Origin of the sequence: Rahnella inusitata (genome assembly GCF_003263515.1) — a bacterium.
GTDB classification, from domain to species: Bacteria; Pseudomonadota; Gammaproteobacteria; order Enterobacterales; family Enterobacteriaceae; genus Rahnella; species Rahnella inusitata.
The window spans coordinates 1-22024 of sequence record NZ_JYDE01000002.1; the positions used below are offsets into that span (position 1 = coordinate 1).

At 55.9% G+C, this 22024-nt stretch carries 16 protein-coding genes; 10 read left to right on the forward strand and 6 right to left on the reverse strand.

Translation table 11 applies throughout. The annotated features are described in order from the left end of the window. Window positions 1-42: 42 nt before the first annotated feature. The gene (gene sfsA / locus TU92_RS00835) at window positions 43-750 is read right to left on the reverse strand and encodes a DNA/RNA nuclease SfsA (protein WP_112164089.1); all 708 of its coding nucleotides are present in this window, start codon (window positions 748-750) and stop codon (window positions 43-45) included. 22 nt (window positions 751-772) lie between these two features. Then, window positions 773-1315 carry an RNA 2',3'-cyclic phosphodiesterase gene (gene thpR / locus TU92_RS00840; RefSeq protein ID WP_112164090.1) on the reverse strand — a complete coding sequence of 181 codons (543 nt, stop codon included), beginning with the start codon at window positions 1313-1315 and terminating at the stop codon, window positions 773-775. Between the two features lie 106 nt (window positions 1316-1421). Here thpR and hrpB point away from each other — a divergent pair, with 106 nt between their 5' ends. The 6 genes from hrpB to fhuB all read left to right on the forward strand — a co-directional run bounded on the left by hrpB (window position 1422) and on the right by fhuB (window position 13020). Further along, window positions 1422-3866 carry an ATP-dependent helicase HrpB gene (gene hrpB, locus TU92_RS00845; RefSeq protein WP_112164091.1) on the forward strand — a complete coding sequence of 815 codons (2445 nt, stop codon included), beginning with the start codon at window positions 1422-1424 and terminating at the stop codon, window positions 3864-3866. Window positions 3867-4075: 209 nt separating this feature from the next. Then, a complete protein-coding gene (mrcB, locus tag TU92_RS00850; RefSeq protein WP_112164092.1) occupies window positions 4076-6712 on the forward strand; it encodes a bifunctional glycosyl transferase/transpeptidase in 2637 nt (878 codons plus the stop codon). Window positions 6713-7011: 299 nt separating this feature from the next. Next, window positions 7012-9219, forward strand: a complete 2208-nt coding sequence (fhuA, locus tag TU92_RS00855) for a ferrichrome porin FhuA (protein ID WP_112164093.1) — start codon at window positions 7012-7014, stop codon at window positions 9217-9219. Window positions 9220-9318: 99 nt separating this feature from the next. Continuing rightward, window positions 9319-10131 carry a Fe3+-hydroxamate ABC transporter ATP-binding protein FhuC gene (gene fhuC / locus TU92_RS00860; protein WP_112164094.1) on the forward strand — a complete coding sequence of 271 codons (813 nt, stop codon included), beginning with the start codon at window positions 9319-9321 and terminating at the stop codon, window positions 10129-10131. Window position 10132: 1 nt separating this feature from the next. After that, window positions 10133-11035 carry a Fe(3+)-hydroxamate ABC transporter substrate-binding protein FhuD gene (gene fhuD / locus TU92_RS00865; protein ID WP_112164095.1) on the forward strand — a complete coding sequence of 301 codons (903 nt, stop codon included), beginning with the start codon at window positions 10133-10135 and terminating at the stop codon, window positions 11033-11035. Continuing rightward, a complete protein-coding gene (gene fhuB / locus TU92_RS00870) occupies window positions 11032-13020 on the forward strand; it encodes a Fe(3+)-hydroxamate ABC transporter permease FhuB (RefSeq protein WP_112164096.1) in 1989 nt (662 codons plus the stop codon). The genes fhuD and fhuB overlap by 4 nt, the downstream gene beginning before the upstream one ends. A gap of 72 nt (window positions 13021-13092) precedes the next feature. Here the strand turns inward: fhuB and hemL are convergent, their stop codons facing one another. Further along, a complete protein-coding gene (gene hemL, locus TU92_RS00875) occupies window positions 13093-14373 on the reverse strand; it encodes a glutamate-1-semialdehyde 2,1-aminomutase (RefSeq protein ID WP_112164097.1) in 1281 nt (426 codons plus the stop codon). 207 nt (window positions 14374-14580) lie between these two features. Here hemL and clcA point away from each other — a divergent pair, with 207 nt between their 5' ends. Then, window positions 14581-16023, forward strand: coding sequence for a H(+)/Cl(-) exchange transporter ClcA (clcA, locus tag TU92_RS00880; RefSeq protein ID WP_244207759.1), 1443 nt, complete (start codon window positions 14581-14583; stop codon window positions 16021-16023). Between the two features lie 103 nt (window positions 16024-16126). Next, entirely contained in the window at window positions 16127-16471 is a 345-nt protein-coding gene (erpA, locus tag TU92_RS00885; RefSeq protein ID WP_056774928.1) for an iron-sulfur cluster insertion protein ErpA, read from the forward strand. 110 nt (window positions 16472-16581) lie between these two features. On the opposite strand, the gene TU92_RS00890 is transcribed toward erpA, so the two are convergent. The 3 genes from TU92_RS00890 to mtnN form a co-directional block, all read right to left on the reverse strand. Continuing rightward, window positions 16582-16827, reverse strand: coding sequence for a hypothetical protein (locus TU92_RS00890; protein WP_112164099.1), 246 nt, complete (start codon window positions 16825-16827; stop codon window positions 16582-16584). Between the two features lie 329 nt (window positions 16828-17156). After that, complete coding sequence (gene btuF / locus TU92_RS00895; RefSeq protein WP_112164100.1) at window positions 17157-17969, reverse strand: vitamin B12 ABC transporter substrate-binding protein BtuF; 813 nt, start codon at window positions 17967-17969, stop codon at window positions 17157-17159. Beyond that, on the reverse strand, window positions 17969-18673 hold the full coding sequence (gene mtnN / locus TU92_RS00900; RefSeq protein WP_112164101.1) for a 5'-methylthioadenosine/S-adenosylhomocysteine nucleosidase: 705 nt from the start codon (window positions 18671-18673) through the stop codon (window positions 17969-17971). The genes btuF and mtnN overlap by 1 nt, the downstream gene beginning before the upstream one ends. Window positions 18674-18855: 182 nt before the next feature. Here mtnN and dgt point away from each other — a divergent pair, with 182 nt between their 5' ends. Together dgt and degP are read left to right on the forward strand one after the other, a co-directional pair. Continuing rightward, on the forward strand, window positions 18856-20370 hold the full coding sequence (gene dgt / locus TU92_RS00905) for a dGTPase (protein ID WP_112164102.1): 1515 nt from the start codon (window positions 18856-18858) through the stop codon (window positions 20368-20370). Window positions 20371-20576: 206 nt separating this feature from the next. Continuing rightward, entirely contained in the window at window positions 20577-22019 is a 1443-nt protein-coding gene (gene degP, locus TU92_RS00910) for a serine endoprotease DegP (RefSeq protein ID WP_112164103.1), read from the forward strand. Window positions 22020-22024 lie beyond the last annotated feature (5 nt).

Genomic DNA, 22024 nt, shown 5'->3' on the forward strand with positions numbered 1-22024 from the left:
TTTTTATGCTGCCGACGGCTGATAACAGGGTTTATCCGTTTATTATTTCGTGACCAGCGGTAATCGTTCTGTGAGGCGGATACCCTCAGCAGAAAGTGCAGCACCGTAGCACATCACTTCTACACCATTACTCTCAACGTGTTTCAGTAATTCTGAGTAACGCGGATCAATATGGTGTGCAGCGGACACGCTTTCAATGCCTGAATGTAAAACAGCGAAGAAAAGAACCGCTCGCTGCCCCTGTTCTGCCATCGACTGTAACTCGCGCAGATGCTTCTGACCGCGCAGTGTGACTGCATCTGGGAAAAATCCCTGCCCTTCGTGCAGCAACGTGACAGATTTTACTTCAATATAGCAGTCAGGTTGATTTTCTGCCTGTAACATCAAGTCTATACGGCTGTTTTCCGCGCCATATTTTACTTCTGAAGTCAGTTTACTGTAACCGGATAATTCTGGGATGCGCCCCTGCGTGATGGCTTCGCGCACCAATTGGTTGGCGCGTAGCGTGTTCACGCAGATCCAATGATGCTGCTGCGTTTCGGTCAGTTCCCAGCTGTGGGCGTATTTGCGTTTCAGATTATCAGAGGTGGAATACCAGACGGTGTCCCCCGGCGTGGCGCAGCCGGTCATCGCACCGGTATTGGCGCAGTGCAGTGTGAGTTCGCGGCCATCGGGCGTGATGACGTCAGCGAGAAAACGTTTGTAACGTTTTATCAGCGTGGCAGGTTGAAGCGCAGGCTCGAAGTGCATGACAGTTTCCGGTGAAAGTGAATTAAAGGGCAGAGGCATCAGCCAATGGCCAGGTGCGCAGGCAGCGATAGCGCGTACGCCCTCGTTCATACGTGGATTCATAAAGGCTGAATGCGTCGGCCTCCAGCAGCCATTGTGGCGTCGCAGGGGGAATGGCGACCGGGCGCGTGGCGCTGCGGTACAGTGAAACGTGCGGATGAAACGGCAGCGCGCTTTGATGACATCCGTTGCGCGCGGCGTGGGAGCGCAGCACCGACGCCAGCTGCAATAGCGCGTTAGGTGCACGCTTTGCGCCTATCCACACCACGCCGGAGCCCGGCCAGTGCCCGATATCGTCGAGGTGCATGCTGAACTTTTGCGCCTGAATACGCCCGGCGACGCGGATCAGCGCCTCGGCCTTTAGCTCGCTGATTTCGCCTAAAAATGCCAGTGTAATGTGCAGGTTTGCCGCCGCGACAGGGCGGCCAGTATCCTGCGGAAAACACTCTGCGCGCCACTTTATCACCTGCTTTTGCAGCTTTGCGGGCAGTGATAAAGCGAAAAACAAGCGGCGTTCGGCAGACATAGGCATTCCTGTGGCGTTAATTCCTGACTATCCATGGCAGCATGCCGGATGTGAGGCTAAATGCTACAATGCCCGCCGTTTAAAGTTAACTCTCATGGAGCATTCATTGTCTTCTTTGCCGGTCAGCGCCGTACTCGAACCGCTTTTAGCCGCCCTGCAACAGGCTCCGCAGGTGCTATTACTCGCGCCCACCGGTGCAGGAAAATCCACCTGGCTGCCGTTACAGTTGCTGAAACAGGCTAATCTGCCGGGGAAGATTCTGTTGCTGGAACCGCGTCGTCTGGCGGCGAAAAACGTCGCTTACCGTCTGGCGCAACAGCTTGGCGAAGCGCCGGGACAAACCGTCGGCTATCGTATGCGCGCCGAAAGCAAAACCAGTGCGGCGACGCGTCTTGAGGTAGTGACCGAAGGCATTCTCACCCGTATGGTGCAGGCTGACCCTGAACTGACCGGCGTGTCGCTTGTGATCCTCGATGAATTTCATGAGCGCAGCTTGCAGGCCGATCTGGCGCTGGCGCTGTTGCTCGATGTGCAGAACGCGCTGCGTGATGATTTAAAACTGCTGATTATGTCTGCGACGCTCGATAATCTGCGGCTCTCACCGCTGCTGCCGGATGCGCCGGTGATCACCTCCGAAGGTCGCAGCTTTCCGGTGGATCGTCAGTATCTTTCGCTCGCCACCCACGAACGTCTCGACGAGGGCGTGGCGCGCGCGGTCAGTCGCCTGATGAGTGAAAATCACGGCTCGATGCTGCTGTTCCTGCCGGGCGTGGCCGAAATCACCCGCGTACAAAATTTACTCACCGGCAGGCTGGCAGATGATGTCGATCTCTGCCCGCTTTACGGCGCGTTATCGCTCGATCAGCAACAGAAAGCCATTCAGCCATCACTGGCCGGACGCCGTAAAATCGTGCTGGCGACCAACATTGCCGAAACCAGTCTGACCATCGAAGGCATCCGTCTGGTGGTGGACAGCGGGCTGGAACGCAGCGCGCAGTTTGATCCGCGCAGCGGCCTGACCCGGCTGGTGACGCAGCGCATCAGTCAGGCGTCGATGACCCAGCGTGCCGGACGCGCAGGGCGTCTCGAACCGGGTCTGTGCTGGCATCTGTTCAGCAAAGAGCAGGCGGAGCGCGCCAGCGCACAGGCCGAAGCCGAAATCCTGCAAAGCGATCTCAGCGGCTTCTGGCTGGAGCTTTTGCAGTGGGGTTGTCAGGATGTCACACAGCTCCAATGGCTGGACACGCCGCCTGTGGTCGCGCTGTCCGCCGCGAAACATCTCCTGCATCAGCTGGGCGCCACCGATGCGCAGGGTAGGCTGACGTCCTCAGGCCAGCGCATGGCGCAGCTCGGCTGCGATCCCCGTCTGTCGGCCATGCTAATTTCTGCCGCAGCGCAAAGCCCGGACGCACTCGCCACCGCCGCCTTGCTGGCCGCGATGCTGGAAGAGCCGCCGCGTGGCGGTATGCCGGATATCGATTACTGGTTCAGCCGCCCGCAGGGGAACTGGCTGCGGCGTGCAAAACAGCTGGCACAGCGCACCGGTGGTAAAAGCGGGAATGCGGACGCCTCGCTGGCACCCTGGCTGCTGGCGCGGGCGTTCAGTGACCGCATCGCCCAGCGGCGTGGTGAAGATGGACGTTATCTGCTGGCGAACGGATTGGGCGCGTCGTTGCCGCAGGACGACGGGCTGACCCGCGCACCGTGGCTGGTTGCGCCGCAATTATTACAGGGCAACAACAGCCCGGATGCCCGGATTCTGCTGGCGATTTCTCTGGATATCACCCAATTGCCCGCACGCTTGCCTGACGTGGTCAAAGAACAGACTGCCGTCGAATGGGACGAAGAAAAGGGCACGCTGCGCGCATGGCGGCGCTGGCAGATCGGACGGCTGGTGCTGAAGGCCAGTCCGCTGGCGAAGCCCGATGATGAAGAACTGCAACAGGCGCTGATCGACTGGATCCGCACGCAGGGATTGCAGGCGCTCAACTGGTCGGTGGCGGCGGAGCAGCTACGGTTGCGGCTGACCTGCGCCGCGAAATGGATGCCGGAAGTCCGGTGGCCTGCAATGGACGATCAGTCATTACTTGACGGGCTGGAAAACTGGTTGCTGCCCTCGCTTAAAGGTGTGCGCTCGTTAAAATCCCTGCAACAAACCGATCTGCACGAAGCCCTGTTACGCCTGCCAGACTGGCAGCAGCGGCAGCGTCTGGACAGCGCATTACCGACCCATTACACCGTCCCGACTGGCAGTCGTCTGCCGATCCGCTATCATGCTGACCAGCCACCGGCGCTTTCAGTGCGTATGCAGGAGATGTTTGGCGAACAGCGCAGCCCGATGATTGCTGAAGGACGGGTGAATGTGGTGCTGGAACTTCTGTCACCGGCGCAGCGCCCGTTGCAGATCACCGCCGATCTGGCGGCGTTCTGGCAGGGTTCCTACCGCGAAGTGCAGAAAGAGATGAAAGGCCGCTACCCGAAACATCCGTGGCCGGGCAATCCGGCAGAGGCGCTGCCGACGCGGCGCACCAAAAAGTATTCTGCACCCTGATGAAATGTGTAGAAAAGAAACAAATTTTCAGACATTTCTTCTGGGCGAAACTCAGGGCGGGGCACAGAGTAAGCGCCTTGCGGCCACGATTTCAGGCCATTTTCCGTATCCTTTTGAAATCCTTTTAAAATATTTTATATAAACATGAAAATGACTCAGCAAAGCAGAATCATTATGACGAACACAGCAGCACGTTGGGAGATTCACTGATGTCTGGCGATGATCGCGAGCCGATTGGCCGTAAAGGTAAACCTGCCGGGCGCAAGCCTTCGCAGGAGCGCCCTGTCCGCCGTAACCGTCGGGATGACGATTACGATGATTATGAAGAAGAAATGGATGATGACGTTGAGGATGACGATGATTATGAACAAGAGCGGGAGTCGCGCATGAGCCGCAAGGCCGCGCCACGCAAGGCGAAAAAAGGCGGTAAGGGCGGTAAGAAAAGCTTCAAGCGTCGTCTGTTCTGGTTGCTGGTCAAACTGTTTGTCGTCTTCCTGATCCTGCTGGGGATTTACGCGGTGTATCTCAACCGTGAAATTCACAGCCGCATTGACGGCGGGAAAGTCTGGCAACTGCCAGCGGCGGTGTATGGTCGTCAGGTAAATCTTGAGCCCGATATGGCGATCAGCAAGGCCGAAATGGTCGGCCTGCTGGAAGGCACGCAGTATCGCGAAGTGACGCGCATCACCCGTCCCGGCGAATTTACGGTTCATGCCAACTACATCGATATGTTGCGCCGTCCGTTTGATTTCCCGGAAGGCAAAGAAGGGCAGGTGAACGCTCGTCTGATGTTTGACGGTAACAGCCTGTCAGAAATTAAAAATCTGGATAATCAGCGTGATTTCGGGCTGTTCCGCCTCGATCCGCGTCTGATCACCATGTTGCAGGCATCCAACGCCAACGGCGAACAGCGTCTGTTCGTGCCGCGCGCCGGGTTCCCGGACTTGCTGGTGGATACGCTGCTGGCGACCGAAGACCGTCATTTCTATGAACACGATGGGATCAACTTTTACTCCATTGGCCGTGCGGTGCTGGCGAACCTGACTGCCGGTCATGCGGTACAGGGGGGGTCGACGCTGACGCAGCAGCTGGTGAAAAACCTGTTCCTGACCAACGAACGTTCCCTGAGCCGTAAAGCGCGCGAAGCGGTCATGGCCGTGCTGCTGGATGCTGATTACAGTAAGGATCGCATTCTCGAGCTGTACCTGAACGAAGTGTATCTCGGCCAGAGTGGCTCCGATCAGATCCGTGGTTTCCCGCTGGCGAGCCTGTATTACTTTGGCCGTCCGGTAAACGAGCTGAGTCTGGATCAGCAGGCATTGCTGGTCGGCATGGTGAAAGGTGCGTCGCTGTACAACCCGTGGCGCAACCCGAACATGGCATTGCAGCGCCGTAATCTGGTGCTGCGTTTGCTGGTCGATCAAAAAGTTATCGATCAGGAACTGTATGACATGCTCAGCGCGCGTCCGCTCGGCGTCCAGCCGAAAGGCGGCGTGATTTCACCTCAACCGGCGTTTATGCAGATGGTGCGTCAGGAGCTGCAGGCCAAGCTCGGTGACAAAGTGCAGGACATGTCCGGGGTGAAAATCTTCACCACGCTGGATCCGATTTCACAGGATGCGGCGGAAAAAGCGGTCGAAGAGGGCATTCCGTTACTGCGTAAGAAAAGCGGCCTGAATGATATCGAAACCGCGATGGTGATCGTTGACCGTTATACCGGCGAAGTGCGCGGTATGGTCGGCGGCGCGGAAACGCAGTTTGCCGGTTTTAACCGTGCGATGCAGGCACGTCGCCAGGTCGGTTCTCTGGCTAAGCCAGCGACCTATCTGACTGCACTGTCGCAGCCGGACAAATACCGCCTGAATACGATCCTTGCCGATCAGCCGCTCAACCTGAAACTGGCGAACGGTCAGATCTGGTCACCGAAAAATGATGACCATCAGTTCCGTGGTCAGGTTCTGCTGGTGGATGCGCTGGCGCGTTCCATGAACGTACCGACGGTAAACCTCGGCATGGCGGTGGGCCTCGATAACATCACTAAAACGCTGATTGATTTGGGCATTCCAAAAGAATCCCTCAACCAGACGCCGTCGATGCTGCTTGGTGCGATTGCGCTGACGCCGATGGAAGTGGCGCAGGAATACCAGACCATTGCCAGCGGCGGTAACAAAGCGCCACTGTCGGCGGTGCGTTCGGTGATTGCCGAAGACGGCACCGTGCTGTATCAGAGCTTCCCGCAGGCGATCCGCGTGATCCCGGCGCAGGCGGCCTATCTGACGCTGTATGCGATGCAACAGGTTGTGCAGGAAGGGACTTCGCGCGCGCTGGCGAACAAGTTCCCGAAACTGCATCTGGCGGCGAAAACCGGGACTTCGAACGAACTGCGTGACAGCTGGTTCGCCGGTATCGATGGCAATCAGGTGGCGATCACCTGGGTTGGGCGTGATAACAATGGCCCGTCTAAACTCTGGGGCTCGACCGGTGCGCTGGTGCTGTACGGACGTTATCTGGAAAACGGCACGCCACAGCCGCTGAATCTGCAAATGCCGGAAGGCATCAGCACCATGAATATCGACGGCAGCGGCAACTTTGTCTGCGGCGGCGGTGGCTCAGGTATGCTGAGCGGTGGCGGGGCAACGCGCTCCATCCCGGTCTGGACCGATTCACCGGATGCGATGTGTCAGGCTTCCGTCAGTGCGGTTCAGCAGCAACAGCAGCAGCAGATGCAGCAGCAACAGCAACAACAGCAGCAGCCGTCTCAGGGGCAGACGCCGCAGTCTCAGGATGAGAAAAAAGACAGCAACGGCGTGGCGGGTTGGATCAAGGATATGTTTGGTTCGAATTAACAACCGTCTGATTCAATAAGCTAAAAAGGGCGCGATGAAAATCGTGCCCTTTTTTATTTGTTATCCTTAACCAAAATTGACTCACGCTGTTTTACATTCTCTTCAAACCGGCTACATCCATTCCCGTTTAATTTATAGGCACTTTTACCCATATTTAACATGGGGATACTTTTTATTCACTCAGCCAATGTATGAGGTAAATACGCTTGCAGATGCGCAAGCATTGCGCATATTATGCGATGTTCATAATAATAATTATCGTTTACATTCCCATTAATAAACACTCCAGAGATAACGCAATGGCTTTCCAGCGCTCCCTTTCTTCACCCAAAGACGTCTTTACGCGTCGCACACTGGCTTTAACGATTACGGCGGCATTGAGCTCAACGTCTCTTTACGCAGGCGCGGCAACCGCTCCGGCAAAAGAAGACACCATCAATGTCACCAGTTCAGCCGCTGCTGAAGCAGCACCGGAATCTGCGTGGGGCCCTGCGGCAACGATCGCCGCAAAACACAGTGCAACCGGGACGAAAACCGATACGCCACTGGTGAAAACCCCGCAGTCAATTTCCGTCGTGACCCGTGAAGAAATGGACATGAAGCAGCCTGCTTCCGTAAAAGAAGCGCTGGGCTACACGCCGGGCGTTTTCGCCAGCCGTGGCAGTTCCTCCACTTATGATGCGATCGCTATTCGTGGTTTCACTTCCGTGAACACCAACCAGTATCTCGATGGCATCAAACTTCAGGGTGACAACTACTCTGAAGTGTCGATGGATCCGTATTTCCTTGAGCGTGTTGAAGTGCTGCGCGGGCCGTCTTCCGTGTTATACGGCAAGAGCAACCCTGGCGGCGTGGTCAGCATGGTCAGCAAGCGTCCGACCACTGAACCGCTGAAAGAAGTGCAGTTCAAAATGGGGACAGATAATCTGTTCCAGACCGGTTTTGATTTCAGCGATGCAATTGATGACGACGGCGTGTATTCCTACCGTCTGACCGGCGTGGCGCGCAGCCAGGATACTCAGCAGGAGATGGCGAAAGAAAAACGCTACGGTATCGCGCCGTCTTTCACCTGGCGTCCTGATGACAAAACCAACTTCACCTTCCTGAGCAACTTCCAGAATGAGCCGGATGCCGGTTTCTACGGCTGGTTACCGCGTCAGGGCACCGTGGTGCCGTATTACGACGCTAACGGGAAAGCGCATAAGTTGCCGACTGACTTCAACGAAGGCGAAGAAAGCAACAAGATGTCCCGCAACCAGAAAATGGTCGGTTACAGCTTCGAACACGGCTTTAACGACACCTGGACCGTGCGTCAGAACCTGCGTTACACCAAACTCGATACCCAGTACAAAGGCGTTTACGGTACTGGTTATGTCGGGAATGGCGTGATGAGCCGCGCGTACGTGCAGTCAAAAGAGAAACTGGCTAACTTCGACGTGGATACGCAGGCGCAGGCTAAATTTGCTACCGCTGATGTCGATCACACCCTGCTGATGGGCGTGGATTACATGCGTATGCGTAACGACATTGATGCCGATTATGGTTCCGCCAGCAATCTGAGCATGAGCAATCCGCAATACGGCAACAGCAATGTCTCCCTGTACTTCCCGTATGAAATCCTGAACCGTCAGGAGCAAACCGGTCTGTACGCGCAGGATCAGGCGGAATGGAACAAATGGATCCTGACCGTTGGCGGTCGTTATGATTTTGCCAAAAGCTCGACGTTTACCCGCACTTCAAACAGCGCTTCGCAGATCAATGATGAGCAGTTCACCTGGCGCGGCGGTCTGAACTACCTGTTTGATAACGGCATCTCCCCGTACTTCAGCTACAGCGAATCCTTTGAACCGACAGCCGGAGCCAGTAAAGCCGGTCAGCCGTTTGATCCTTCGATGGGCAAACAGTACGAAGCAGGTGTGAAATACATTCCAAACGATCGTCCGATCAGCCTGACGGCTGCGGTCTATCAGCTGACTAAAGACAAAAACCTGACGGCAGATCCTTCTGATTCCAGTTTCAGCGTTCAGTCTGGCGAGATTCGTTCGCGTGGTGTGGAACTGGAAGCGAAAGCTGCGCTCAACGCCAACATCAACATGACCGCGTCTTACACCTATACCAATGCGAAATACACCCATGACACGGCCTATGAAGGCAAACGTCCTGCTGAAGTGCCGGCCAACATGGCGTCTCTGTGGGCGGATTACACCTTCCACGAAACCGCACTGAGCGGCCTGACCGTCGGTTCTGGTGTGCGTTACTTCGGTTCCAGCTCCAGCTTCTACACGACGGGCGACAAGACTAACGAAGCCTTTAACGTTGCCGGTTACACGCTGGTGGATGCGACGATCAAATACGATCTCGCGCGCTTTGGTCTGCCGGGCTCTTCCGTTGGCGTGAACGTCAATAACCTGCTGGATCGCGAATACGTGGCGAGCTGCTACCGCGATTATGCCTGCTACTGGGGCGCGGAGCGTCAGGTGGTCGCCACAGCAACATTCAGATTTTAATAGTTAGTTTGCATTAACGCTGTGAAATCCGGGCACGCTGGTCGTGCCCGTTTCCTATTCAACTCATCGTCAAATCCGGATGTAAACGAAGAAAATCTTATGGCTGATAACAACGTACACTCGTCCACATCGCTGCCAGAAAGCGTATTCCGCCTGCAAGACGTCAGTTTTTCAGTGCCCGGACGCACGCTGCTGGCGCCGCTGTCGCTGACGTTCCCGCAGGGAAAAGTCTGTGGCCTGATTGGTCACAACGGCTCCGGTAAGTCGACGTTGTTAAAAATGCTCGGACGGCATCAGTCCGCCACGGCTGGCACGATTTTCCTCAACGACACTCCGCTTTCGCAGTGGGACAGCAAAGCCTTTGCGCGTCAGGTGGCGTATCTGCCCCAGCAGCTTCCGGCGGCAGAAGGCATGACGGTGCAGGAACTGGTGGCGATTGGCCGCTATCCGTGGCACGGCGCGCTCGGTCGTTTTAAGCATCAGGATAAAGAAAAAGTCGAAGAAGCTATCACGCTGGTTGGTCTGAAACCCTTTGCCCATCGTCTGGTGGACAGTCTCTCAGGCGGCGAGCGTCAGCGCGCGTGGCTGGCGATGATGGTGGCGCAGGACAGCCGCTGCCTGCTGCTTGATGAGCCGACGTCTGCGCTGGATATCGCGCATCAGAAAGACGTGCTGGCGCTGATCCAGCGCCTGAGCCGCGAGAAAGGCTTAACGGTGATCGCCGTCCTGCATGACCTGAACATGGCGGCGCGTTATTGCGACCAGCTGATGGCGTTACGTGGCGGCGAAATGATAGCCCAGGGCGCACCGGAAGAGATGATGCGCGGCGACGTTCTCGAACAAATTTATGGTATTCCAATGGGCATCCTTCCGCATCCGGCGGGCGGTGCTCCGGTGAGCTTCGTATACTGATATGTCTGATTTTCCTCCTTTTTCAGGGCTCACGCGTCGCCGTCTGTTACAAGCGATGGCGTTATCCCCGCTGCTGGCTTCCATGCCGACATTCGCCGGATCCAGACCGGATCTCAGCCGTATTATTGCCCTCGAATGGCTGCCCGCCGAGCTGCTGATTGCGCTGGGCGTGATGCCGATGGCCATCGCCGACATTCCCAATTACGAACTCTGGGTGGAAGAGCCAAAACTCGGCCCGTCGGTGATTGACGTCGGTCAGCGCACCGAACCGAATATGGAACTTATTCAGCAGCTTAAACCTTCATTGCTGCTGGTGACGCAGGGCTATGGCCCGAAAACGGCACAGCTGGAATCGATTGCACCGGTCATCGACGTGAAAGCCAACGACGGCACCGCGAAGCCGTTGCAGCTGGCGATCAAATCCCTGCACAAACTGGCGGATTACCTTGGTTTACAGGCTCACGCGGAACAGCATTTGCAGCTTTATCACCAGCAACTGGCAAAAACCCGCGAGCTGATGAAACCCGTCGCGCAACAACCCGTTCTGTTGATCACCTTTATCGACACCCGGCATGTGCTGGTATTCGGCGAGGGCAGTCTGTTCCAGGAAGTCATGGGCGACGTCGGGCTGACCAATGCCTGGCAGGGTGAAGGCAGTTTCTGGGGCAGTGTGTCGGTCGGAATAGAACGCCTGGCGAGCATCAAAAATGCCCGCGTGCTGTGCTTCGATCACGGCAGCGCTGACATCATGGACGCCGTGGCGCCCACCCCGTTATGGAAATCTATGCCTTTCGTTCGCAACAATCAGTTCACCGTGGTGCCTGCGGTTTGGTTCTACGGCGCGACCTACAGCGCGATGCATTTCTGCCGCATTCTTAACAGCACTCTGGGGAAACCGGTATGAACCGCCGCGCACTCAGCGTTTCGCTGATTTTACTGATTCTGATGACGCTGGTGGCCGGGACGCTTAGCGTTTATAACCTGCATCAGCAACTGCCTTACTCCCTGTGGCACCACGCGCTTTGGCAGCCCAATATTGATGATGTTCAGCAGATGCTGTTCCACTACAGCTCGCTGCCACGTATCGCCGTGGCGCTGCTGGCGGGTGCCGGTCTCGGGCTGGTGGGCTTACTTTTTCAGCAGGTCTTACGCAATCCGCTGGCGGAACCGGCGACGCTCGGCGTGTCAGCCGGGGCGCAGCTCGGCCTGACTATCGCCACGTTGTGGGCGCTGCCGGGGGGACTGGTCACCCAGCAGTTTGCGGCCATGCTGGGTGCGGTGGTGATCGGTGTTTTAGTTTTCGGCATCGCATGGGGTAAACGACTTTCACCGGTGACGCTGATCCTCGCGGGTCTGGTGCTCGGCCTGTACTGCGGCGCGGTCAACGGCCTGCTCGGGCTGTTCAACTATCAGCGCCTGCAAAATTTATACATGTGGAGCAGCGGGGCGCTAAATCAGCAGGACTGGAATATCGCCTCGTTCCTGCTGCCGCGCGTGATTATCGTCTGGCTGCTGGCGTTCCTGTTGCAACGTCCGATGACCTTGCTGGGGTTGGACGACGGCGTGGCGAAAAATCTCGGTCTGGGATTATCGGCTGCGCGCCTTGCGGTGCTGGCGCTGGCCATTCTGATGAGTGCCCAGCTGGTTAACGCCGTTGGCATGATTGGCTTTATCGGCCTGTTCGCCCCGTTACTGGCGAAAATGCTCGGCGCACGCCGCCTGTTTGCGCGGCTGGTGATGGCACCGCTTATCGGCGCATTGTTGCTGTGGTTCACCGATCAGGTGATGCAATTCCTGACCCGATACTGGATGGAAATCCCGACCGGTGCCGCTACCGCGCTGGTGGGTGCGCCGCTTCTGCTGTGGCTGCTGCCGCGTCTGCGTAACAGCATGACGCCGCCGCCGATGGATCAGGGTGACAAGGTGCCGGATGAGCGTCAGCACCTGGTGCGTTGGGTGTCACTGGCATTACTGGTGCTGCTGGTGGGGCTGGCCGTCGCGCTGATGGCCGGTCGCAACGCCACCGGCTGGAGCTGGTCGACGGGTGCCGATTTGCAGGCGCTGCTGCCGTGGCGAATGCCGCGCGTGATGGCGGCGCTGGCGGCGGGCATTATGCTGGCGTCATCAGGCGTGCTGATCCAGAAACTGACCGGCAACGCCATGGCGAGCCCGGAAGTGCTGGGTATCAGCTCCGGCGCGGCGTTTGGCGTGGTGCTGATGATGTTTATCGTGCCGGGCGATGCCTTTGTCTGGCTGTTGCCCGCGGGCAGTGCCGGTGCGGCTGTCACCTTGCTGGTGATCATGGTGGCCTCCGGAATACGCAGCTTCTCCGCCGAACGGATGTTGCTGACCGGTATCGCGCTGAGTACCGCATTCAGCACCTTGCTGACGCTTCTGCTGGCCAGTGGCGATCCGCGCATGGGCGGCCTGCTGACCTGGATTTCGGGTTCTACCTATTCCGTCACCGCTGATGCTGCATGGCGCACGCTGGGGCTGGCGGCAATTCTGATGCTGCTGGTGCCGTTCCTGCGCCGCTGGATCAACATCCTGCCGCTTGGCAGCGTGACCGCAAAATCCGTCGGCATGGCGCTGACGCCAAGCCGTATGGCGATTTTGATGCTGGCCGCGATCATGACCGCCGCAGCGACGCTGACGGTCGGACCCCTGAGCTTTATTGGCCTGATGGCACCGCACATGGCGCGTATGATGGGCTTTCGCCGCGCGATGCCGCAGTGGATGGTCGCCAGTATTCTCGGCGGACTGCTGATGGTGTTTGCCGACTGGTGTGGCCGAATGTTCCTGTTCCCGAATCAGATCCCCGCCGGTCTGCTCGCCACCTTCATCGGCGCGCCGTACTTTATCTATCTGCTGAGAAAGCAGGCGAAATAAGGCCGGAATTGATGCAATAAAAAAGGGGCCAGATGGCCCCTTTTTGCTGTCTGCTGATTACCGAATGCCGGTTTACAGCTTCGCGAAACAACGACGCGCGGCGTCGATGGTGCGCTGGATATCTTCTTTGCTGTGCGCCAGAGACATAAATCCGGCTTCGAACGCGGAAGGAGCCAGATAGACGCCTTCTTCCAGCATCAGGTGGAAGAACTTTTTGAAGCGCTCAACGTTGCACTTCATCACGTCCTGATAGCAGGTCACGGTGTCTGAATCGGTGAAGAACAGGCCAAACATGCCGCCGACGTGGTTAACGACGAACGGGATATTCTCTGCTTTCGCCGCGTGCAGCAAACCTTCTGCCAGCTGGGTGGTACGGTCGGTCAGGGTCTGATGGACGCCCGGTTGAGCGACCTGGGTCAGGCAGGCGATACCGGCGGCCATGGCAATCGGGTTACCGGAAAGCGTGCCCGCCTGATAGACCGGACCGGTCGGTGCCAGCGCATCCATGACTTCACGACGGCCACCGAATGCACCTACCGGCATACCGCCGCCGATGATTTTGCCAAGACAAGTCAGATCCGGCACGACGTCGTAATACTCCTGAGCACCGCCCAGCGCGACGCGGAAACCGGTCATCACTTCGTCGATGATCAGCAGCGCGCCGAACTCGTCACAAATCGCGCGCAGACCCGGCAGGAATTCCGGCAGAGGCGGTACGCAGTTCATGTTGCCGGCCACCGGCTCAACGATAATACAGGCGATATCGTCAGGGAACTGTTCGAACGCGGCGCGAACGGAATCCAGATCGTTATAGGTGCAGGTCAGGGTATGTTTGGCGAAATCCGCCGGGACACCCGGAGAGTTGGGCTGGCCGAGGGTCAGCGCGCCGGAACCGGCTTTCACCAGCAGGCAGTCTGCGTGGCCGTGATAACAGCCTTCGAACTTGACGATTTTATCGCGATGGGTAAAGCCGCGCGCCAGACGGATGGCGCTCATCGTGGCTTCGGTGCCGGAGTTCACCATGCGCACCATGTCCATGCTTGGCACCAGTCCGGTGACCAGTTCGGCCATTTTCACTTCCATTTCGGTCGGCGCGCCAAAGCTTAAACCGCGCTGCGCCGCTTCGATCACCGCGTTGCGGATTTCCGCATTATTGTGGCCGAGCACCATCGGGCCCCAGGAACCGACGTAGTCGATATAGGCTTTGCCATCGGCATCAAACAAAAAGGCACCGTCAGCACGCTCGATGAATAACGGGACGCCGCCGACGCCGGAGAAGGCACGTACCGGCGAATTCACCCCGCCCGGGATTAGCGTTTGCGCCTGCGTGAACAGACTTTCTGACTTACTCATTATTCGGCTCCTGGTTTTTTGATGCTTTAAGACATAAGGGATAACAATGCGCCCATTCTAGTGAACTGAGCGACGTTATCAAATCGTAAACCGTGCGGCGTTTTGTCCTGAGTCCTGTCGGGACTCGATTTTGTGTGATTAAATTCATTCATCTTCCATTACATTTTCTGTATTTCTCCATCGCCGATGAATGAATCAACTCCCCAAATGCCTGAGGCGGCACTCGCCCAGGGCCCGCGTAAACGCAGTGAAGTGCTGCGCATGTTCCTGCGTCGCGACAAAACGCCGGTCGCTATTTTGATTGTCGCCGCCGTGGTGGGAACCGTCGCCGGTTTACTCGGTGTCGCGTTCGAAAAAGCGGTGAACTGGGTGATGGCCGTGAGACTTTCCGGGCTGGGAATTTTCAGCGATTACTGGATTTTACTGTGGCCGCTGACCTTTGTTTTTTCGGCCATGCTGGCGATGTGCGGTTATTACCTCGTGCGGCGTTTCGCGCCGGAGGCGGGCGGCTCGGGCATTCCGGAAATCGAGGGCGCCCTGGAAGAGTTGCGGCCGGTGCGCTGGTGGCGGGTGATCCCGGTGAAATTCTTTGGCGGCATGGGTACGCTCGGCGCGGGCATGGTGCTGGGCAGGGAAGGGCCTACGGTGCAGATGGGCGCCAACGTCGGCAAAATGATGGTGGATATCTTCCGGCTACGCAGCGCCGAAGCGCGCCACTCTCTGCTGGCAACCGGCGCGGCGGCGGGGCTTTCAGCCGCTTTCAACGCGCCACTGGCCGGTATCCTGTTTATCCTCGAAGAGATGCGGCTGCAATTTCGCTACAGCCTGATTTCGATAAAAGCGGTGTTTATCGGCGTGATTATGTCGAGCATCGTTTTCCGTATTTTCAATGGCGACGTGGCGGTCATTGAAGTCGGCAAACTGGCCAATGCCCCGCTTAACACGCTGTGGTTGTATCTGGTGTTAGGGATGGTGTTTGGCGTGGTCGGCGTCTGTTTCAACGCGCTTATCTTCCGCACGCAGGATATGTTCGCCCGGCTGCACGGCGGCAATATGCGTAAGATTTTGATTATCGGTGGCGTGCTGGGTGGGTTTTGCGGTTTACTCGGGCTGGTTCAGCCGGAAGCGGCGGGCGGCGGCTTTGCACTGATCCCACTGGCAGCAGCGGGAAAATACAGTCTGTTGATGCTGCTGTTCATCTTTATTGTGCGCGTTGCGACCACGCTGCTGTGCTTTGCCTCCGGCGCGCCGGGCGGAATTTTCGCACCGATGTTAGCGCTTGGCACCTTGCTGGGCACGGCCTTCGGCACTGCCGCACTGTCGTGGTTCCCGCAATACGGCATTGAACCGGCGACCTTCGCGATTGCCGGAATGGGCGCGTTATTTGCCGCCAGCGTCCGCGCTCCGCTGACCGGGATTGTGCTGGTGCTGGAGATGACTGACAACTATCAGCTAATTTTGCCGATGATCGTCACCTGCCTGGGTGCGACCCTGCTGGCGCAGTTTTTAGGCGGTAAGCCCTTGTATTCAGCGATCCTGACCCGCACGTTACAGAAGCAGGAACGTGAGAATGCTGAAAAAACGCAGGCAGAAACTGCCGACGAGAGCACCAATAAGCAGGACAGCGCCGTGAAAAATGCCCATACTTGAAGCATTAACTCAGGTATAAGATAATGAGTTCATTATTCAGACAGTCAATCTGGCGGCCTGAACAGATGCGGATTGGGAGTGAGAAATTATGAGTGAAGCGTTGATGAATGAAACAACCGCGTTGCCGTTACAGTTTACTGAGGCCGCGGCGCGTAAGGTGCAGAACCTGATTTCTGATGAAGAAAATCCGAACCTGAAACTGCGTGTTTATATCACCGGTGGCGGTTGCAGCGGGTTCCAGTACGGTTTTACCTTCGATGATAAAATCAATGACGGTGACATGACCATCGAGAAAGCCGGAGTGGCGTTGGTGGTTGACCCGATGAGCCTGCAATATCTGGTCGGTGGCTCCGTTGATTACACCGAAGGTCTGGAAGGTTCACGTTTTATCGTGACCAATCCGAATGCCAAAACAACCTGTGGTTGCGGTTCGTCCTTCAGTATTTGAGTGTTCTGAACGTATAAAACAAAAAGCCCGTTTGCTGATGCAGACGGGCTTTTTTAATGGGATTTTCAGTTGATAAGGGCTTACCGGTAAGTAAGTGCTTACCCCAATGATCACCATTCAACGGTGACCAGTTTTGAGCCAACGCTGATGCCGGGCACGGAAGTCAGCAGTTTTTCGCTGATGTGCGGCAGGCTCATTGTGCGACTGGCGCAGGTCACTGACGTCCCGGTGTGCGCGGCGTTCACCTGACACGTCGGTAAAATAGTCAGGCTGATGTTGATATCACCACTGGTCATGCCCGCATCCGCAACCAACGGGCTCAGGGTGAGCAACACGCTGAGTAATAAAGCTTTCATTTAAATTTTCCTGCTGGTGTAGATCAATGTAAATAGAGCAATAAGTCAGCGTGGCTGAAAAGGGTTATCGGTCTAATTTTGGCGGTCTTTAATTCGTTATGAATTTTTAGCCGCGCTTTTGTCGTATCAGATGCCGGTTTTTTTATTATTTCGTTGGTTAAACAAAGAGATAATTTTAAAGCGGTGACAATCAAAGTACGAAGAATTTTACGCCGGACATGTTAACAGATGCCAGCGTCGATTCATTGATTTTGATTAATAAATCACCGATTCAGAAAAGTGCTACAGGGCGGCAGGAAAGTTCCTGCACCAAAAATGTGAGTGAGTATTTACCTCTGAGGTAAGTCAGCGAGCTGCGGACACAGCTGTCGGGCGGCCAGCAATATACGCGGTCCCGCACGGCTAAACCAGTCAGACTCGAGCGTAATAACCGGCACGCTGAGTAGCGAACGCCAGTAATCCTCAATCACCTGTTTCTGCGATTTTCCGCCTGCAATAACGATAATCTGCGGATGACGGCTTAAAACCTGCTCCCGGCTGACCTGAGGCCACGGAACACGGCTGTCGGCGAAAATATTTTTTGCACCACACAGTTCCAGCACTTCACTTTGCATTGTCGCCGCAGAGGCGGTAAACAGCGGCTGTGTACCGAACTGAATAAAGGCAGGAACCGGATTATCGCGGTGATATTTCAGCTTCAGCGCCTGCCATTGCTGGCGGAAATCTGCCGCTGCGCGCTTTGCGGTGGCGGGAACAGGGCTGTACTCAGAAAGCGTTTCCAGCGCCTGTGCGATTTGCCCGGCATTTTTTGGGTCGAGATACACCACATGGATGCCAAGCGACGTCAGCTGATCGAGCGGACGCTGCGGATTGCCGCCGCGCCAGGCGAGCACCAGATCGGGTTTCAGCGTCACGATACGTTCGGTGTTAATTCCCTGCCAGTTCGCTATCTGCTCGATTTTGGCCGCCTGCGGAGGATAATCAGAGTAAGCACTCACTCCGACGAGTTTATCCCCCAGCCCGGCGGCAAACGCCAGTTCTGTCAGATTGGGTGCCAGACTGATCACCCGCTGCGCGGGTGCTGCTGTTGCCACCCAGGGCAGCAACAGCACGCTCAGCATGAGACAAAACCGGCGCACCATCACTCTTCTGAATCAGCCAGCGCTTTGAGCATCGCATCCACCATCAGGGTGGATTGCTGTGCTGCAACAGCCAGGAACTCTTCGAAGCTCAGGTGGGATTCGCCGTCGGCCACGTCTGAAATCGCGCGAACAACGACAAACGGCGTTCCGAACAGGTGGCAAACGTGACCAATAGCCGCCGCTTCCATTTCAACTGCCGCGACGTTCGGGAAAGTGGCACGGATGCGTGCCAGTGGCGCTGCACCGTTGATGAAAGCGTCGCCGCTGCACACCAGGCCGCGTACCGCGTTGAGATCTAACTGACGGATACAGGTTTCAGCCAGCTCGATGAGCATCGGATCAGCGGTAAACGCCGCCGGACAACCCGCCATCTGGCCTGGCTCATAACCGAACGCGGTGACGTCGGCGTCGTGATAACGCACTTCATCAGAAACCACGATATCGCCGACTTTCAGCGTTTTCGCCAGCCCTCCGGCTGAGCCGGTGTTGATCACTACGTCAGGCTGGCAGTGTTCCAGCAACAGCGTGGTGCCCATCGCCGCCGAGACTTTACCGATGCCGGATTTCAGCAATGCCACGTCAACGCCGTGCAGCTGGCCGATGTAGATTTCGCAGCCCGCGCGTTCAATGGTCTGACGGTTGATGATTTTGTCGCGCAGCAGAGTCACTTCCTGCTCCATAGCGCCGATGATGCCTACTTTCATATGAATACTCGCAGATGTGGGTGAAATTGGCCGCAGCAGAGGCGGAATTGACGCTTTAATATCGGCATTAATACCGAAAACAATGCGCGATAGTCTATCATGGCTAAAGGTAAGAGATAATGCGTTTGGGATGCAGAGTTCGCCTCTGCCGGGCGTGTGAGTGGCTGAAAAGGTGGGAATTCATGTCCGGGATCGATTTTAAAACGAAATTCAATTTTCAGCGTCCTTTCAGTTCGCCCATTGAGGCGCGTGATGAGTACGATGTGGTACGGCAGTTTGAAAGCGATCGTGGCCGTATCATCAACTCCGCCGCCATCCGCCGCCTGCAACAAAAAACGCAGGTTTTTCCGCTGGAAAAAAACGCCGCCGTCCGCAGCCGCCTGACGCACTCAATGGAAGTGCAGCAGGTAGGCCGTCACATCGCCAAAGAGGTGCTGCATCGCCTGCGCCGTCAGGGCAAGCTCGACACCTACGGCCTGACCGATGTCACCGATCCCTTTGAAAGCGTGGTGGAAATGGCCTGCCTGATGCATGACATCGGCAACCCTCCCTTCGGGCATTTTGGTGAGTCGGCGATCAACAACTGGTTTGGAAAACGCATGGATACCGCCAGCTGCGGTCGGGAATATCAGGTGACGGATGCCTGTACCATCGCCTGTTTGCGGCTGGAGAAAAGCGCCGAACCGCTCAACGAGTTGCGCAGTAAAATCCGCTACGATCTGTCAAATTTTGAAGGCAATGCGCAGGCGATCCGTCTGGTGTTTACGCTGCTTAAACTCAATCTGACCTACAGCCAGACCGCTTGTATTCTGAAATATACGCGTCCGGCGTATTCCACCGAAAAATTGCCTTCGCATGATTACCTGATGAAAAAGCCCGGTTTTTATCTGGCCGAGGAGCCGTTTATTCGGCGCCTGCGCAGTGAACTCGGGCTGGGCCAGTTCAACCGTTTTCCACTCACCTACATTATGGAAGCGGCAGACGACATTTCTTACTGCATCGCCGATTTAGAAGATGCGGTTGAGAAAAACATTTTCAGCGTCGGGCAACTGTACAGCTATCTCTGGCGCGAATGGGGCGAGATCGAAAAGGGCGATTTCTTTGATAAAGTCGTTCGCACCGCGTATGAAAAGATGGATAAAGCCAAAACCTTCCGCAATCCGGTGGATTATTTCTTTATGGAATTACGGGTGCAAACGGTCAAGCAACTGGTACCGCACGCGGCGCGCAGATTCATTGATAATGTGCAGGAAATTTATGACGGCACCTTTAATCATGCTCTGCTGGAAGATGACAGTCAGGCTAATCGCTTGCTGGAAATTTATAAACGCGTGGCGTTCAAACAGGTTTTCAATCATCCGGAAGTCGAAGAGCTGGAATTACAGGGTTATCGCGTAATCAGCGGTTTACTGGATATTTACAGCCCGCTGCTGGATATGTCTTTGAAAGATTTTACCCAACTTGATCAGGAAGATACGCACCGCGCCTATCCGATTGAAACCCGGCTTTTACATAAGATTTCGGCGAAACATCGTTTAGCCTATACCAATGCGGTCGTGGGTCTGGAAGGGATACCTGAGAAAGCTTTTGCGGTGCAGGAGTTTTATTATCGGGCGAGAATGTTGCAAGATTATATCAGTGGTATGACTGATTTATATGCTTATGACGAATATCGACGCTTAATGGCGGCTGAATAGTTATCGTTTTCAGAACAAATGTAGACGTCTTTTATTTTCTTTACGAATCTGTCCGAAAAAGCGGCTTTTGTAAATATCGACAATATTTTTTTACTATTAACCGATCGACCCTGATGAACTTCACGCTATTAATTATATCTCAGTATCACAACTACCAAGCAATGCGACTATTTTGGTTGCCACAATAATTTTAAGAGATCCTGAAAATGAAAAAATCGAGTTTATTCCTGAGCGCCTTAGCGCTAAGTATCGGTATGGCAATGGCCCCGGTTTCTTCTGCACTGGCTGCTGAAACAGCCTCTTCAAGTACGACACAGCTTCCAAGTCTGGCGCCAATGCTGGAAAAAGTCATGCCATCCGTGGTGAGCGTGAACGTTGAAGGCAGCGCCCCGGCTAAAACGCCGCGTATGGGCCAGCAGTTCCAGCAGTTCTTTGGTCAGAATTCGCCGCTGTGCCAGGACGGTTCGCCGTTCCAGGGCTCACCGGTTTGTCAGGGGGGCGGTCAGGATGGCCAGCCGCAAGCTCCTGAGCAGAAAGAAGATTTCCGCGCGCTGGGTTCCGGCGTCATCATTGATGCTGCGAAAGGCTATGTGGTCACTAACAACCACGTGGTGGATAACGCCACCAAAATCAGCGTACAGCTGAACGATGGCCGTAAATTTGACGCCAAAGTGATCGGCAAAGATCCGCGTTCTGATATCGCGGTTATTCAGTTGCAGGACGCGAAAAACCTGACGGCGATTAAGATGGCCGATTCCGGTCAGCTGCGCGTCGGTGATTACACGGTAGCTATCGGTAACCCGTATGGTCTGGGTGAAACCGTGACCTCCGGTATCGTGTCTGCGCTGGGTCGTTCCGGCCTGAATATCGAGAACTACGAGAACTTCATCCAGACGGATGCGGCGATCAACCGTGGTAACTCAGGCGGTGCGCTGGTGAACCTTAACGGTGAACTGATCGGCCTGAACACTGCGATTCTGGCACCGGACGGCGGCAACATCGGTATCGGTTTTGCGATCCCAAGCAACATGGTGCAGAACCTGTCCAAACAGATGATCGAATATGGTCAGGTGAAACGTGGCGAACTCGGCATCATGGGTACCGAGCTGAACTCTGAGCTGGCGAAAGCCATGAAAGTTGACGCACAGCGCGGCGCATTCATCAGCCAGGTCATGCCGAAATCTGCCGCAGAGAAAGCGGGCATCAAGGCCGGTGACGTGATACTCAGCATGAACGGTAAACCGATCACCAGCTTTGCGTCGTTCCGTGCGGACATCGGCACTATGCCAATCGGCACTAAAGTGACCCTCGGCCTGCTGCGCGACGGCAAACCGGTGAACGTGGACGTGACTATTGAGCAGAGTACTCAGACCGCGAAAGTCGATTCTGGCAATATTTACACCGGTATCGAAGGCGCTGAACTGAGCAACAATGCCGCTGCCGATAAGAAAGGCGTGAAAGTCGATGAAGTGAAACCGGGTTCTACCGCAGCACGTATCGGCCTGAAAAAAGGCGACGTGATCCTCGGCGTGAACCAGCAGAAAGTCGCCAACCTGGGCGAACTGCGTAAAATCCTCGACACCAAACCATCGGTGCTGGCGCTGGATATTCTTCGCGGTGACAGTTCAATCTACCTGTTAGCGCAATAATTCTG